Source organism: Streptomyces sp. NPDC048337 (genome assembly GCF_043201175.1).
Lineage (GTDB): Bacteria > Actinomycetota > Actinomycetes > Streptomycetales > Streptomycetaceae > Streptomyces.
Map to the genome: position 1 here is coordinate 92,445 of NZ_JBICYR010000022.1, position 15,838 is coordinate 108,282.

Consider the following 15,838-nt stretch of genomic DNA (forward strand, 5'->3'; position numbering starts at 1 on the left):
GCACGGCTGGAGTTGGGCGCGCCGCAGCGCGGCCCAGGGGAGTGCCGGGGAGCCGAGCGGGAGCACTCCGATTCTCGCGTGGCCTCCGAGCATGCGGCAACGAGCAATTGAAGCCGCCGACCGGAATTCGCCGGTATGCCGTTCATATCCTTGCCCCGCCACGCCGAAGATGACGCATTTCGCTACGGCTGAAGCGCCAGCACCAGCGGGAACACCTCCTTCGCCCCCGCCCGCCGCAGCAGCCGGGCGGCCACCGCGAGGGTCCAGCCGCTCTCCGCGCGGTCGTCCACGAGGAGCACCGGGCCCGCTGCCTCCGCCAGTGTGGCCGCCAGGGCGGGGGGCACGGCCAAGGCCTGGTGGAGACCCCGGACCCGCTGGGCGCTGTTCGAGGAGGGCAGCCCGTACTCCGGGGCCAGGTCCGTGTACGCGACCGAGCCGAGCAGCGGCATCCGTCCGACCTCCGCGATACGGGAGGCCAGCGAACCGACCAGCTGGGGGCGGCTGCGCGAGGGCATCGCGACCACGCCCACCGGCCGGGCCGGGGCGTCCGGCGCCCCCGAGGCCCAGCCGCCCGGGCCCCGGGCCCAGTCGGCGAGGACCGCGACCACCGCCTGGGCGACATCGTCCGGAAGCGGCTGGTCGGGAGCGTTCGGGGCGAGCATGGGGCGCAGCCGGTTGCCCCAGCCGATGTCGGACAGCCGGCCCAGCGCCCGGCCGGTGGCGGACTGCTCCCCGGCCGGGATTCGGCCCTTGAGGTCGACGCCGACGGCCGCCAGCCCGGTCGGCCACATCTTGCGTGGCTCCAGCTCCACGCCGGGGCGGCCGAGTTCGCCGCGCGCGGTGTCCAGCGCGGTGGTGGAGACCTCGGCGGTGAACCGGGCTCCGGCGCAGTTGTCGCAGCGGCCGCAGGGGGCGGCTTCCTCGTCGTCGAGCTGGCGGCGCAGGAACTCCATCCGGCAACCCGTGGCCGCCGCGTAGTCGCGCATCGCCTGCTGCTCGGCGGCCCGTTGACGAGCCACCCACGCGTAGCGCTCGGCGTCGTACGCCCACGGCTCGCCGGTGGAGGTCCAGCCGCCCTTGACCCGGTGCACGGCCCCGTCCACGTCGAGGACCTTGAGCATCGTCTCCAGCCGGGTGCGGCGCAGGTCGACCAGAGGCTCCAGGGCGGGCAGCGACAGCGGCCGGCCCGCCTGGGCGAGGACGTCGAGGGTGCGCCGCACCTGCTCCTCCGGAGGGAAGGCCACCGACGCGAAGTACTGCCAGATGGCCTCGTCCTCGCGGCCCGGGAGGAGCAGCACCTCGGCGTGCTCGACGCCGCGGCCGGCGCGGCCGACCTGCTGGTAGTAGGCGATGGGGGAGGAGGGCGAGCCCAGGTGCACGACGAAGCCGAGGTCGGGCTTGTCGAAGCCCATCCCGAGGGCGGAGGTCGCCACCAGGGCCTTGACCCGGTTGGCCTGGAGATCGTCCTCGGCCTGCTGGCGGTCGGCGTTCTCCGTCTTGCCCGTGTACGAGGCGACCGTGTGCCCGCGGTGCCGCAGGTAGGCGGTGACCTCCTCGGCCGCCGCCACGGTGAGCGTGTAGATGATCCCCGAGCCGGGCAGCTCCCCGAGGTGGTCGGCGAGCCAGGCCAGCCGGTGCGCGGCGTCGGGGAGGGTCAGCACCGCCAGGCTCAGGCTCTCGCGGTCGAGGGCGCCGCGCAGCACCAGCGCGTCCGTACCGGCTCCGGTGCCCAGCTGTTCGGCGACGTCGGCCGTCACGCGGGCGTTGGCCGTGGCGGTGGTGGCCAGGACCGGGACGCCCGGCGGGAGGTCGGCGAGCATGGTGCGCAGCCGGCGGTAGTCGGGCCGGAAGTCGTGCCCCCAGTCGGAGATGCAGTGGGCCTCGTCCACGACGAGCAGGCCGGTCGCGGCGGAGAGCTTCGGCAGGACCTGGTCGCGGAAGTCCGGGTTGTTGAGCCGCTCGGGGCTCACCAGCAGGACGTCCACCTCGCCCGCCGCGATCTCGGCCTGGATCGCCTCCCACTCCTCGGGGTTGGCCGAGTTGATGGTGCGTGCGTGGATCCCGGCGCGGGCCGCGGCCTCGACCTGGTTGCGCATGAGCGCGAGGAGCGGGGAGACGATCACGGTGGGGCCGGCGCCGCTCGCCCGTAGCAGCGAGGTGGCGACGAAGTACACCGCGGATTTGCCCCAGCCCGTGCGCTGCACGACCAGCGCCCGCCGCTTGTGCGCGACGAGGGCCTCGATCGCCCGCCACTGGTCCTCGCGCAGCCGAGCGGTGCCCGTGGGGTCGCCCACGAGCTGGGCCAGTACGGAATCGGCGGAGGACCTCAGGTCTGCGTTCATGCCCCCATGCAACCCGATGCCTCTGACATCGCGCCAACGCCGCTCTGAGCCTGTGGATGATCGGCCTGTGGATGTTGAACCGTCACATGGTTGTCCGCGTTTCCCGAGTTATCCACAGGGGTTTCCGGATCGGATCACGCACGGGACCTTCGTGGCATGACGAACAACCACGAATCACTCACCCCGTCCGACCGGCCGTCCATCAGCCCGGCCGGATCCACCGACCCCCAGATCACCCTGCGCAGCCCGGCCGAACTGGCCGACGCGCTGCCCTACATGCTCGGCTTCCACCCCACCGACTCCCTCGTCATGGTCGCCGTCCACGGCGAGGGCGGGCGCTTCGGCGGCCGGCTCCGCGTGGGCATCCCGGCCGTCCCCGCCGAATGGGAGGACACCGCCCGGCAGGTCGCCGAGTGCCTGATCCGCGGCAGCGAGCGGCGCGGCGGCAAGCCGGACGGCATCGTCGTCTTCCTCTGCCAGGAACCGCGCGGCGAGGAGAGCGGGCAGCGGGTGATGACCCGGCTGCGGCCGCTCGCCCAGCGGATCCGCCTCGCCTGCGGCGCCCTGGACGTGCCCGTACTGGAGGCCCTGTGCCTCTCCACGGGCCGGTTCTGGTCGTACGTGTGCCCCGACGAGCGGTGCTGCCCGGCCGAGGGCACCCGGCTGGCCCCGGTCGGCACCTCGGTGATGGCCGCCGCGGCCACCTTCGCCGGGCTCCGGGTCCGGGGCTCCCTCAAGGACATCGAGGGCCGGCTGGCACCGCTGCGCGGTCAGGTGGCCGCGGAGATGGAACGGGCCCTGGACCGGGCGGCCGCCGCGCTCGTGCCGAAGATCCTCGACGGGGCCACCCGGGAGGAGGTCGGCGCCGAGACCCTCACCCTGGCCCGGTCCCTGATGACGCGGATGACCCTCGCCCCGCCGGCCGAGGGCGGCCCGCACGCCGACGACTGGGACGACGCCCTGCTCGGCCACGACGAGGCCGCCGCACTGATCCTCGGCCTCCAGGACCGGGAGATCCGGGACATCGCGGCCGAGTGGATGGAGGACGAGGAGGCGGCTCCCGCGCTGCGGTTGTGGCGGGCCCTCGCCCGGCGCTGCGTCGGGGCCTATGGCGAGCACGCCGCCGCCCCGCTCACCCTGGCGGGCTGGGTCTCCTGGTCCACCGGTGACGAGCCGACGGCCCGGATCGCGCTGGGCCTGGCCCTGCGGGCGGACGCCGAATACCGCTTCGCCCAGTTGCTGCACCACGCCTGCAACGAGGGCATCGACCCCGAGGGGCTGCGGCAGTGCCTGCGGGAGGAGCGGCGGCGCCGGGAACCCCGGCGCGGGCGCCCGAAGGCGGGCACCCGTCCTCCGGGCCGCCCCGGCAGGACGGCTGAATCCCGTCGAGCATCCCGCCGCACCACGGGGAGCGGACAGTGAGCGCGCGCCGGGGCCCTGGTCTGCGTCCGAGCCCGCGCCCGCGTGTGAGGCCGGGCCCGCGTCAGCCATGCCGCGGTGTTCCGGTGCGGGGGCTGTGGAGTGCCGCGGGCGCGGCGCTCAGCCGCCGGCTTCGCCTCGGGCGGGCGCGGCCGGGGCCCGGGCCCGTGACCCGGGCGGGGGCGGGGGCGTTCAGCTGGGGGGTGGTGAGGGCCCGGCCGCGCCGCCGCCCAGCTGAACCGACCGGAGCGCAGACAAGGCGACAGATGTCTCACCCCGCACCTCCCCGACCGCCCGGCGTGCCTGCCGCCCGCAGGCCCGAGCTGCCGCCCGTGCACGGCGCGGTCATCTGCGTGGCCGCGCCCTGCCTGGTCATCTCGCCGGAGCACGGCCAGCTCACCGGGCGGGGCATCGACGGGATCTACCGCTCCGGGCTCCGGCTGCTCTCCCGCTGCGTGCTGCGCGTCGGCGGCCGGGATCCGGTGGCCGTCCAGGGACACAGCCTCGGCGCGGACCGGGCCGCCTTCACCGCGACGGTGCGCACCGGCGCCGATCCCGGCCCCGACCCGGACATCGGGGTGGAACGGGTCCGGCACGCCGACGGCACCGAGCGGATCACCCTGCGCAGCTACACGGCCCGGCCGGTACGCCTGCCCGTCGAGCTCCTGCTCGGCACCGACCTGGCGGAGCTGGCCGCGGTGGCCGTAGGGCGGGCCGGTCCCGAGCTGCCCGCCGCGGTGCACGCCGCCGGGCTGCGCTGGAGCACGGGGGAGGCCCAGGCCGTCACCGTTGCCGAGCCGCCCCCGGACGATGCCCTGGCCTCCTCCGGGCTGCTGCGCTGGCAGCTCGAACTGGGCCCCGGCGAGTCCCGCACCATCGAACTGCGGACCACGCGGGACCGCGTCGCGCGGGCTCCCGTCGGGCAGGTGGCGAACCCGTTGGGCGAAGCCCGGGCCGAAGGGGACGACCCGAGGGTCGAGGCCTGGTTCCGGACCAGCGTGGAGGACCTGGGCGCGCTGCTGCTGAGGGATCCCGCGGAACCGGGCGACGCCTTCGCGGCCGCTGGGGTGCCGTGGCGGCTGGGCCTGGCCCCGGCGGAATCGCTCTGGGCCGCCAGGATGGCGCTGCCGCTCGGCACCGGGCTCGCCGCGGCCACCCTGCGGATCCTCGCCCGGAGCCAGACCGGAGGTCGGGATCCGGTCGCCGGGAAGATCCCGGGTCCCCTGCGCGGGGCCGGGCCGCAGCTCCCGCCGGGCTGCACCGGCACGGAGGCGACCCTGGCCTTCCCGGCGGTGCTCGCCGAAGCCCGGCTGTGGGGGATGCCGGAGGAGGAGGTGGCCCGGCTGCTCCCCGCCGCCGAGCGGTGCCTGGACTGGCTGCGCGGGGCATTCGGGGAGGACGGCTTCGTCGCGGATCCGGATCCGGGGCCGCGGCGGTGCGAGACCCAGGCCCACGCCCATCGCGCCGCCCTGCTCGGCGCCGACCTACTGGCCGGATGCGGACGGCCCGGCGCCGAGGAGTGGCGGGACCGGGCGGCCGCACTGCGCGAGCGGTTCCGGACCGGATTCTGGATCGACGGCCCCGACGGCGGCCGGCCCGCCGCCGCCCTGCACCCCGACGGCCGGCCACTGCCCCGCCTGACCGGGGCGGCCGCCCACCTGCTCGACACCGGCCTGCTCGGCGGCGGCCGGCTCGCTCCGGGGCTCCTGGACCCGGTCCGCACCGAGCAGTTGGCCCGCCTGCTCGGGGCCCCCGCCATGGACTCCGGCTGGGGGCTGCGGAGCATGGCCGCGAGGGAGCCGGGGCACAACCCGTTCGGCCACCGCTCCGGCGCGGTGCGGGCGTACGAGACGGCCGTCGCGGTGGCCGGCCTGGCCCAGGCGGGCTTCGAGAAGGAGGCCGCCGGCCTGCTGCGGGGCCTGCTGGACGCGGCCGAGGGCTTCGGCTACCGGCTGCCGGAGATGTACGCGGCCGAGCAGCGGACCTCCGGCAGCGCCCCGCTCCCGCACCCGGCGGCCTGCCGCCCGGCCGCGGTGTCCGCGGCGGCCGGGGTCCACGTCCTGACCGCCCTGGCCGGGATCCGCCCCGACGCCCCCGCGGGCACGGTCGCCCTCACCCCCCTCCCCGGTGCACCCCTCGGCGCGCTGCGGCTCTCGGGCCTGAGGGTGTCGGGGGAGCCCTTCGCGGTCCGGGTCAGCCGACTCGGCCTCGGCATGGTGGAGGAGGCCGCCGATGCGCTCCAGCTGGGGAGATAGGCCGATGACGGCCCCCGGCCTCCGGATCGGTCGCTTCAAGGTCACGAAAGCGCTGTTTATCGTCAGGGAGACGACTATGATCGCGTCATGTCGCCCTACGACCCGTCGGCCTTTCCGCCCTTTGCCGTCACCGTCGACCTGGTCGTGCTCACCGTGCGGCGCCACGCGCTCTGCGCGCTGGTCGTCCGCCGGGGTGAGCAGCCGTTCCAGGGGCGCTGGGCGCTGCCCGGAGGGTTCGTGCGCGGCGACGAGGATCTGGCGGGGGCCGCGGCCCGCGAGCTCTCCGAGGAGACCGGGCTGTGCGCGCACGACCCCGCCGTACCGGGCGTGGGCAACGGGGCGCATCTCGAACAGCTCGCGACCTACGGCGACCCCAAGCGGGATCCGCGGATGCGCGTGGTCAGCGTGGCGCATCTGGTGCTGGCTCCGGACCTGCCTGCGCCCCGGGCCGGCGGAGACGCCAACAGCGCGCGCTGGGCCCCGGTCGACGAGCTGCTGGCGGCCACCGATCAGGCATCCGCGGGGTTGGCCTTCGACCACGCCCGGATCCTCGCCGACGGCGTCGAGCGGGCCCGCTCGAAGATCGAGTACTCCTCCTTGGCCACCGCCTTCTGCCCGCCCGAGTTCACCGTCGGGGAGCTCCGCCGGGTCTACGAAGCCGTCTGGGGCGTGGCCCTCGACCCGCGGAACTTCCACCGCAAGGTCACCGGCACCCCCGGATTCCTGGTACCCGCCGGCGGGACGACGACCCGTCAGGGCGGCCGCCCGGCCCAGCTGTTCCGCGCGGGCGGGGCCACCCTGCTCAATCCGCCCATGCTGCGCCCGGAAGTCTGAGGCCCCGAGACCGGCCGCGCCGCCACCCGTCGCGAAGTCGGCGTCACTGTCGACATCCCATCGGACCGGTTGCGCAGTAAATCGGACATATCGCGTTATCTTGCTTGCGGTACTCACCCTGCCGCAGAGCGGTCTCACACCCCGCGAGAGAAGCGATGCTCCAGGCCATCGGACTCACCAGCAACCCCCGCCCCGACGCCCCGCCCCTCGTGGACGACCTCACCTTCGAGGCCCGCCCCGGGAGCGTGACCGCCCTGCTCGGCGAGCCGGGATCGGGCAAGACCACCGCACTGCGGCTCATGCTCGAACTCGAACCGGGCCGCGGCGTCGCCTACTTCCGCGGGCGCCCCCTGCACCGGATCCCCCATCCCGCCCGTGAGGTGGGCGTGGTGCTGGGCGATGTCCCCGGCAACCCCTCGCGGACCGTCCGCAACCAGCTGCGGATGCTCTGCGCCGCCGCCGGGGTGCCCACCTCGCGAGCCGACATCATGCTGGAGGTCGTCGGTATCGCGGGCCTGCGGGACCATCGGCTCGGCTCGCTCTCGCTGGGCATGGAGCGCAGGGTCGCCCTGGCGGCGGCGCTGCTCGCTGACCCCTGCACCCTGCTCCTGGACGAGCCCGGCGCCGGACTCTCCACCCGGGAGCGCGGCTGGCTGCACGCGCTGCTGCGCGGCCACGCCTCCCTCGGCGGGGCGGTGCTCTTCACCACCGACGACGCCAAGGAGGCCGCCCGCAGCGCCGACCGCGTCGTCAGCATCGAGGCGGGCCGGCTCGTCGCCGACCAGGACGCGGCCGAGTTCGCCCGGACCCGGCTGCGCCCGCGCGTCGCCGTGCGCACCCCGCACGCGGCACGGCTGGCCGACGTGCTGGGCCGGGAGGCGCGGGCCGCCCAGCGCGCGGTGGAGATCGTCGAGGAGAGCGGCAGCCGCCTGTCGGTCTACGGAAGCAACTGCGCCGAGGTGGGCGAGGCGGCGTTCAGGCACGGGGTGCTGGTCCACCAGCTCGCCGACGAGACGGGTGACGCCGGCCCCCCGGCGTCACCGGTCCCGCACGCCCGTGCCGCGACCGCGGCGGCCTCCGGCTCCGCCACCACCACTGGCGCATCCGCCGAGTCCGGCCGCGGACGGCCCAGGCGGGCTCGTTCCCGGCGGCCCGCCTCGGCCGTGCGTCGGCTAGGCGGCCCGCTGCGCCCGTTGCGCTACGAGCTGCTGCGGGTCTTCGGCACCGCCACACCGCTCCTCACCGCGGCGCTCGTCGCGACCGTCTCAGTCCTCACCGCCCTCGTGCTGGCCAAGGCGGGACACACCCCGCAGAACCGGATGCTCGCCGCCTGGCCCGAGCTGCTGCCGCTGCCGCCCGCCGCCCTCGGCGCGGGCCTGCTCGGGGCCCTGGCCTTCGGCGAGGAGTACCGCTATCCCGCGCTCGCCGCCGATCGCGGCACCGTTCCCCGCCGGATGGGGCTACTCACCGCCAAGCTCGGAGTCTGCGCCGCCCTCGCCCTGCTGATCGGCGCCCTGGTGGTGTCGGCCGACGCCGCGGCCCTGGCGCTCGTCTTCGACAGCGGCCCGCTGCGCACCCCGGCGGAGTGGCTCTCGCCGGGCGCGAGTTGGGCCGGGCTGCTCGTCGGCTGCGCCTGGGCCGGCGTCCTGGCCTCCGGTGTCTTCCGCTCCGCCACCGCCGGCCTGGCGGCCGTGCTCGCCGTTCCGGTGATGGTGGTTCCGCTGGTTCGCAAGGTGCTGGAGGGTCCGTCCGCGTACCCCGTGACCGGACTCGCCCCCCGGCTGCGCGGACTGACCTGGGTGCAGTGGCCCCCCGAGGCGGACCGCCTGGTCCTGGGGGCCTTGCGGGTGATGGCCCAACCCGTCGGAACGGCGCTGGTGTTGTCGCTGATGGTCCTGTTGTGCGCCTATGGGTTCACCGGACTGCGCAGTCGCGTCCGTTGGTGATCGTTCCGATACCGGAGACGACCGTTGCGGTCCGTCTCGCGTAAAGCGGACCGCAACTCCCTGCAATAGGCCCGGTTCTTTACGATAAGTCGTCAATTGCGTAGGTGGCACCGATCACCCTTTCGTGTGCTTTTCACCAAAGACCTCAAGGGTCGTGGAGGCACGGCCGACAAAGGATTCGTGAGTACCCTTGCGCACACCATGATGACCACCGCCCGCCATGCCGAATCCGGCCTCGCCGGCCCGGGCGAACTCGATCGCTACCCCTACGCGGAGACCCCCGGGTCCGACCGCGTCGGAGCGCCCCACTGGGACGGCGCCGACGTCGAGTTGAGCCGGGTCGGCCGCCGCGCCGCCGGCAGCCGGGGCCGCGGACTGCACGGCCAACTCGTCCAGCAGCTCGGCCAGATGATCGTTTCTGGCGACCTCGGAGCGGACCGTCCGCTGGTCCCCGAGGAGATCGGCCAGCGCTTCGAGGTCTCCCGTACCGTCGTCCGCGAATCCCTGCGGGTCCTGGAGGCCAAGGGCCTCGTCAGCGCCCGCCCGAACGTCGGCACCCGCGTCCGCCCCGTCGCCGACTGGAACCTGCTCGACCCCGACATCATCGAGTGGCGGGCCTTCGGCCCCCAGCGCGACGACCAGCGCCGCGAGCTGGCCGAGCTCCGCTGGACCATCGAACCGCTCGCCGCCCGCCTCGCCGCCGGCCACGGCCGCCCGGACATCCAGCAGCGCCTCGCCGACATGGTCGAGATCATGGGCCACGCCCTCGGCCAGGGTGACTCGATCACCTTCGCGCGCGCCGACAACGAGTTCCACGCGCTCCTCATCCAGGTCGCCGGCAACCGCATGCTGGAGCACCTCTCCGGCATCGTCTCCGCCGCGCTCCAGGTCTCCGGCAGCCCGATCACCGCCTGCGACCGCCCGAGCGAGGCCTGCGTCGCGCACCACGCACGCATGGTCGAGGCCCTCGCCGCAGGTGACGCGAACGGGGCCGAGAGCGCCATGCGCCAGCTCCTGACGGTGCATCCGGAGGTCGAGCGCGTGGTCCCCGCCCCGCGCGAGCACTGAGGGGCGGACGCGCGGGGGCGCGGGGGTGCACGACATGTCGCCGGGCCCTGGAGGTCCCCCCGGACGGAGTCCGGGGGAGGGTCCGGCGACACCGGCGTGCGGGGGCCGATTCCCGGCGTGCCGGTGCCGCCACAGCCACGCGTATGGGCCTATGACCGGCATTGGCGCATACGGGGTGTGACTCGGGCCACGAAGATTGGGCGTAACGCTCAGCGAGGACGCGCGATGACTTAAGAGGTGATGGCCGACGGAGGGAATACAGCAGCCCTTGCGGGTGCTGTGCAGCTCCCCGGCCCCTGCCCGCGCCCCCGGCCCATCCCCAGTCGGTGGTCGTCGGCTCCGGTCCAGCACCACGAGGCCCGGGGTCGGAAGCCGTTCCCATCGTTCCGAGAGGTTGTTCGTGTCGGCCAGCACATCCCGTACGCTCCCGCCGGAGATCGCCGATTCCGAGTCTGTGATGGCGCTCATCGAGCGGGGCAAGGCCGAGGGGCAGATCGCCGGCGATGACGTGCGTCGGGCCTTCGAGGCTGACCAGATTCCTGCGACCCAGTGGAAGAATGTTCTGCGCAGCCTCAACCAGATCCTCGAGGAAGAGGGTGTGACGCTGATGGTCAGTGCCGCGGAGTCGCCCAAGCGCACCACCCGCAAGAGCGTCGCAGCGAAGAGCCCGGCCAAGCGGACGGCCACGAAGACTGTCGCGGCGAAGACGACGGCGGCGCAGCCCGTCGCCGCCGCGACCCCGGCGGCCGAGACGGCCGACCCGGAGACCTCGGACGCTCTCGTGGAGGAGCTCGGAGCCGAGCCCCCAGCGAAGAAGACGGCGGCGAAGAAGACGGCGGCCAAGAAGGCCGCACCCGCGAAGAAGACCGCCGCCAAGAAGACGGCGGCGAAGAAGACCGCCTCCAAGAAGGACGCCGACGAGGCCGGTGACGAGGAGACCCCCGACGAGGGTCCCGACGCCGCCAAGGCAGAGGCCGACGAGGAAGAGGAAGGCGGGGAGAGCAAGGGCTTCGTCATCTCCGACGACGAGGACGACGCCCCCGCCCAGCAGGTCGTCGTGGCCGGCGCCACCGCCGACCCCGTCAAGGACTACCTGAAGCAGATCGGCAAGGTCCCCCTCCTCAACGCCGAGCAGGAGGTCGAGCTCGCCAAGCGGATCGAGGCGGGCCTGTTCGCCGAGGACAAGCTGGCGAACTCCGACAAGCTGGCGCCCAAGCTCAAGCGCGAGCTGGAGATCATCGCCGAGGACGGCCGCCGCGCGAAGAACCACCTGCTGGAGGCCAACCTCCGCCTCGTGGTCTCCCTGGCCAAGCGCTACACCGGCCGCGGCATGCTCTTCCTCGACCTGATCCAGGAGGGCAACCTCGGCCTGATCCGCGCGGTCGAGAAGTTCGATTACACCAAGGGCTACAAGTTCTCCACGTACGCGACGTGGTGGATCCGGCAGGCGATCACCCGAGCCATGGCCGACCAGGCCCGCACCATCCGCATCCCGGTGCACATGGTCGAGGTCATCAACAAGCTCGCCCGCGTCCAGCGCCAGATGCTCCAGGACCTGGGCCGCGAGCCCACCCCGGAGGAGCTGGCCAAGGAACTCGACATGACCCCCGAGAAGGTCATCGAGGTCCAGAAGTACGGCCGCGAGCCGATCTCCCTGCACACGCCGCTCGGCGAGGACGGCGACAGCGAGTTCGGCGACCTGATCGAGGACTCCGAGGCCGTGGTCCCGGCCGACGCCGTGAGCTTCACGCTCCTCCAGGAGCAGCTGCACTCGGTGCTCGACACCCTGAGCGAGCGCGAGGCCGGCGTGGTCTCCATGCGCTTCGGCCTCACGGACGGCCAGCCCAAGACCCTCGACGAGATCGGCAAGGTCTACGGCGTCACGCGCGAGCGGATCCGCCAGATCGAGTCCAAGACCATGTCGAAGCTGCGCCACCCGTCCCGCTCCCAGGTACTGCGCGACTACCTGGACTGACCGGTACGGGGGCGACGGCGGGTGGCCGCGCGGGTGCGCACGGCCACCGGGCATCCCACTCTGGGTGGAGTCACGCACACTCGGAGTCAGGAGGCCTCAATGCGTCGTCCCATTGCCCGCGCTCTGGCGGGAGCGCTGACCCTGGTGGCGGGAGCGGCCGCGGCGCCGCTGGCCCAGACGCCGCAGGCGGCCGCGGACAGCGTGGTGATCGGTGGGAAGCCGGTTAAGGTGGCCGACAGCCCGTGGGTCGTGGCCCTCGCCAGCCGTGACCGGTTCGGGGGTACGCGGGGCGGCCAGTTCTGCGGGGGCGTCATCGTGTCCCCGACCCGGGTGCTGACCGCGGCCCACTGCCTGGGCCGCGAGGTGCTGGGCGGCCCGGTCGAGTCGGTCTCCGACTTCCGCGTGATCGCCGGACGTACGGAGCTTCGGGCGAGCGACGGCCGCGAGATCGCGGTGCGCGGGGCCCGGGTGAACCCGGACTACGACCCGAGGAGCAATTCCGGGGACCTCGCCGTGCTGGAACTGGCCGAAGCGGTGCCCGCGCACTACGTCCTGCCGCTGGCCGAGGCCGGGCACAAGGCCTACGCGCCCGGGACCGAGGCGGCCGTATACGGCTGGGGCGACACGAGCGGCTTCGGCGACTACGCGTACGCGCTCCGGGCCGCGCGGGTGACCGTGCTGGCGGACGAGGTGTGCGGCCGCGCCTACCCCGGAGACGCGGACGGGCAGTACCGGGCCGAGTCGATGGTGTGCGCGGGGGACGGCGGCGGAGGCAGGGACGCCTGCCAGGGCGACAGCGGGGGGCCGCTCGTGGCGCAGGGGCGACTCATCGGGCTGGTGTCGTGGGGCCGTGGCTGCGGGCGGGCGGACAGCCCGGGGGTGTACACGCGGGTCGCGCCGCTGGCCGGCTTCGTGACAGCCCCGGAGAAGGGCGCGCAGCCCGCCGGGGACCAGGGCACCGCGCCGGGTGCCCGCAGGGGCTACGGTGCGGGTGCAGGGCCCGTATGGGGGCATCGTACGGACTGGTGACCGAGACGTTCCCGGATGTGAGGACGGGCGGCACCCCTGGGTCTCAGGGGTGCCGCCCGTCGACCGGCATCGCCGGTCCTGGCTCGTCGGATGCGAGGTGCAGGCCTGTGTCAGCGGTCCTCGGGTTCGGCGGCATTGGCAGCCGGAGCGGACGTGAGCCGCTCGGTCTCATCCTGTATTTCCGCGGCGATCTTCTTGAGTTCCGGCTCGAACTTGCGACCGTGGTGGGCGCAGAAGAGCAGTTCACCGCCGCTCAGCAGGACGACGCGCAGATATGCCTGGGCGCCGCAACGGTCGCATCGGTCAGCGGCCGTCAGCGGGGTCGCGGGTGTCAGAACAGTAGTCACGTCGCCTCTTCTCTAGCTCGACGAGCTGTCGTACCAGGGTCAACATCCAACCAGGCCGAAAACGTTCCCGCTCGCGGCTTTTCCTCGAAACTTCCTTCCGAAGCTGGCCGGCTGCTGCCGGTTGGCGGCGAAGGAGCCGTATTGCGTTGCTTTACGGTTTCGCGTTGTCAGTCGTTCGCTTGTTGCAGTTCCATCCTCCCCGGCGTGAGTGCCAGGTTGTTCATGAGGACGTGCCCGAACACTAAATGGTTCATGCCTCGAAGGGAACGTGATGTTTCCGTCACCCGCACGGGGGATCGAACATCCGTACGGATCTGGACTAGGCTGAGGAACGCGCGAGGGTGGCGTTGCATCGGCTCTACCTGGCCTCGGTACCCTTCGACCGGCACCCGAGCCACCCCTGCGCCCGACCGGGCCAGAAAAGAAATTCAGCGAGGAGCGAACTGCGTGACCGCCGACACGTCCGTGCCTTCCAGCGCGCTGCTGTCCGGAGCAGACCGGGACGGTTCCAACTACACCGCGCGGCACCTGCTCGTCCTCGAAGGGCTGGAGGCAGTCCGCAAGCGCCCCGGCATGTATATCGGCTCGACCGACAGCCGGGGCCTCATGCACTGCCTCTGGGAGATCATCGACAATTCCGTCGACGAGGCCCTGGGCGGCTACTGCGACCACATCGAGGTGGTCCTCCACGAGGACGCCTCCGTCGAGGTCCGGGACAACGGCCGCGGCATTCCCGTGGACGTCGAGCCCAAGACCGGCCTGTCCGGCGTCGAGGTCGTCATGACCAAGCTGCACGCCGGCGGAAAGTTCGGCGGCGGCTCGTACGCGGCCTCCGGCGGCCTGCACGGCGTCGGAGCCTCCGTGGTCAACGCCCTCTCCGCCCGCCTGGACGTCGAGGTCGACCGGGGCAGCTCCACCCACGCCATCAGCTTCCGCCGCGGCGTCCCCGGCATGTTCACCGAGCAGGGCCCCGACAGCCCCTTCGACCCCGCCAACGGCCTGCGCAAGGTCAAGCGCATCGCCAAGGGCAAGACGGGCACCCGGGTCCGCTACTGGGCCGACCGCCAGATCTTCCTCAAGGACGCGCGGCTCAACCTGGAGACGCTCTACCAGCGCGCCCGCCAGACCGCCTTCCTCGTCCCCGGCCTGACCCTCGTCGTCCGCGACGAGCGGGGCATCGACGGGGCCGGCAAGACCGAGGAGACCTTCCGCTTCGACGGGGGCATCAGCGAGTTCTGCGACTACCTCGCCCAGGACAAGGCCGTCTGCGACGTGCTGCGCCTGACCGGCTCGGGCACCTTCAAGGAGACCGTCCCGGTCCTCGACGACCGCGGCCACATGACCCCCACCGAGGTCACCCGCGAGCTCGGCGTGGACATCGCCCTGCGCTGGGGCACGGGGTACGAGACCAACCTCAAGTCCTTCGTGAACATCATCGCCACCCCCAAGGGCGGCACCCACGTCTCAGGCTTCGAGCGCTCGGTCGCCAAGACCGTCAACGAGGTCCTGCGCTCGGCGAAGCTGCTGCGCGTGGCCGAGGACGACGTGGTCAAGGACGACGCGATGGAGGGCCTGACGGCCGTCGTCACCGTCCGCCTCGCCGAGCCGCAGTTCGAGGGCCAGACCAAGGAGGTGCTGGGCACCTCGGCCGCCACCCGGATCGTGAGCGCCGTCGTCGCCAAGGAGCTCAAGGCCTTCCTGACCTCCACCAAGCGCGACGACAAGCAGCAGGCCCGCGCCGTGATGGAGAAGATCGTCGCGGCCGCCCGGACCCGCATCGCCGCCCGCCAGCACAAGGAGGCGCAGCGCCGGAAGACCGCTCTGGAGTCCTCCTCGCTGCCGGCCAAGCTGGCCGACTGCCGCAGCGACGACGTGGACCGCAGCGAGCTCTTCATCGTCGAGGGGGACTCCGCCCTCGGTACGGCGAAGCTGGCCCGGAATTCGGAATTCCAGGCGCTGCTGCCCATTCGCGGCAAGATCCTCAACGTCCAGAAGTCCTCCGTCTCGGACATGCTCAAGAACGCCGAGTGCGGGGCGATCATCCAGGTCATAGGAGCCGGCTCGGGCCGCACCTTCGACCTCGACGCCGCCCGGTACGGCAAGATCGTCCTCCTCGTCGACGCCGACGTCGACGGCGCGCACATCCGCTGCCTGCTGCTCACGCTCTTCCAGCGGTACATGCGGCCGATGGTCGAGGCGGGCCGGGTCTTCGCGGCCGTGCCCCCGCTGCACCGGATCGAGCTGGTCCAGCCCAAGAAGGGCCAGGACAAGTACGTCTACACGTACTCGGACAACGAACTGCGCCAGACCCTCCTGGAGTACCAGCGCAAGAACATCCGGTACAAGGATTCGATCCAGCGCTACAAGGGCCTCGGCGAGATGGACGCGGACCAGCTGGCGGAGACCACCATGGACCCCCGCTTCCGCACCCTGCGCCGGATCAACATCGGGGACCTGGACTCGGCCGAGCAGGTCTTCGACCTCCTCATGGGCAACGAGGTCGCGCCGCGCAAGGAGTTCATCACGAGCTCCGCGGCCACCCTGGACCGCTCGCGCATCGACGCCTGAGCCGTGACCGGCACACCCGGGCTGTTCACTCCATCACCTGAAGGGGTGAACAGTT

The 15,838-nt window shown here is 73.0% G+C and carries 10 protein-coding genes; 8 read left to right on the top strand and 2 right to left on the bottom strand.

Going from position 1 to position 15,838, the window contains the following annotated elements:
* Window positions 1-182: 182 nt before the first annotated feature.
* Entirely contained in the window at window positions 183-2,342 is a 2,160-nt protein-coding gene (locus tag ACGFYU_RS29620; RefSeq protein ID WP_393830367.1) for a RecQ family ATP-dependent DNA helicase, read from the bottom strand.
* A gap of 156 nt (window positions 2,343-2,498) precedes the next feature.
* Here ACGFYU_RS29620 and ACGFYU_RS29625 point away from each other — a divergent pair, with 156 nt between their 5' ends.
* The 7 genes from ACGFYU_RS29625 (at window position 2,499) to ACGFYU_RS29655 (ending at window position 12,868) form a co-directional block, all read left to right on the top strand.
* Window positions 2,499-3,764, top strand: coding sequence for a DUF4192 domain-containing protein (locus tag ACGFYU_RS29625; protein ID WP_393830368.1), 1,266 nt, complete (start codon window positions 2,499-2,501; stop codon window positions 3,762-3,764).
* A gap of 263 nt (window positions 3,765-4,027) precedes the next feature.
* A complete protein-coding gene (locus ACGFYU_RS29630) occupies window positions 4,028-6,016 on the top strand; it encodes a glycogen debranching N-terminal domain-containing protein (protein WP_393830369.1) in 1,989 nt (662 codons plus the stop codon).
* An 87-nt stretch (window positions 6,017-6,103) separates the two neighbouring features.
* Entirely contained in the window at window positions 6,104-6,850 is a 747-nt protein-coding gene (locus ACGFYU_RS29635) for an NUDIX domain-containing protein (RefSeq protein ID WP_393830370.1), read from the top strand.
* 155 nt (window positions 6,851-7,005) lie between these two features.
* Entirely contained in the window at window positions 7,006-8,796 is a 1,791-nt protein-coding gene (locus tag ACGFYU_RS29640) for an ATP-binding cassette domain-containing protein (protein ID WP_393830371.1), read from the top strand.
* 180 nt (window positions 8,797-8,976) lie between these two features.
* Window positions 8,977-9,864 (top strand): FadR/GntR family transcriptional regulator, encoded by an 888-nt coding sequence (locus ACGFYU_RS29645; RefSeq protein WP_393830372.1) that lies wholly within the window; start codon window positions 8,977-8,979, stop codon window positions 9,862-9,864.
* Between the two features lie 394 nt (window positions 9,865-10,258).
* Complete coding sequence (locus ACGFYU_RS29650) at window positions 10,259-11,839, top strand: RNA polymerase sigma factor (protein ID WP_393830373.1); 1,581 nt, start codon at window positions 10,259-10,261, stop codon at window positions 11,837-11,839.
* Window positions 11,840-11,938: 99 nt separating this feature from the next.
* Window positions 11,939-12,868, top strand: coding sequence for a serine protease (locus tag ACGFYU_RS29655; RefSeq protein WP_393830374.1), 930 nt, complete (start codon window positions 11,939-11,941; stop codon window positions 12,866-12,868).
* 110 nt (window positions 12,869-12,978) lie between these two features.
* Here the strand turns inward: ACGFYU_RS29655 and ACGFYU_RS29660 are convergent, their stop codons facing one another.
* Window positions 12,979-13,215, bottom strand: coding sequence for a hypothetical protein (locus ACGFYU_RS29660; RefSeq protein ID WP_215019552.1), 237 nt, complete (start codon window positions 13,213-13,215; stop codon window positions 12,979-12,981).
* 447 nt (window positions 13,216-13,662) lie between these two features.
* On the opposite strand from ACGFYU_RS29660, the gene ACGFYU_RS29665 reads away from it, so the two are divergent.
* The gene (locus ACGFYU_RS29665; RefSeq protein ID WP_393830375.1) at window positions 13,663-15,783 is read left to right on the top strand and encodes a type IIA DNA topoisomerase subunit B; all 2,121 of its coding nucleotides are present in this window, start codon (window positions 13,663-13,665) and stop codon (window positions 15,781-15,783) included.
* The last annotated feature ends 55 nt before the right edge of the window (window positions 15,784-15,838 follow it).

Excerpts from the sequence above, each read along its gene's own strand:
- ACGFYU_RS29635 (WP_393830370.1), top strand. The coding sequence starts at position 6,104 with ATGTCGCCCTACGACCCGTCGGCCTTTCCGCCCTTTGCCGTCACCGTC.
- ACGFYU_RS29640 (WP_393830371.1), top strand. The coding sequence starts at position 7,006 with ATGCTCCAGGCCATCGGACTCACCAGCAACCCCCGCCCCGACGCCCCG.
- ACGFYU_RS29625 (WP_393830368.1), top strand. The coding sequence starts at position 2,499 with ATGACGAACAACCACGAATCACTCACCCCGTCCGACCGGCCGTCCATC.
- ACGFYU_RS29620 (WP_393830367.1), bottom strand. The coding sequence starts at position 2,342 with ATGAACGCAGACCTGAGGTCCTCCGCCGATTCCGTACTGGCCCAGCTC.
- ACGFYU_RS29655 (WP_393830374.1), top strand. The coding sequence starts at position 11,939 with ATGCGTCGTCCCATTGCCCGCGCTCTGGCGGGAGCGCTGACCCTGGTG.
- ACGFYU_RS29630 (WP_393830369.1), top strand. The coding sequence starts at position 4,028 with ATGTCTCACCCCGCACCTCCCCGACCGCCCGGCGTGCCTGCCGCCCGC.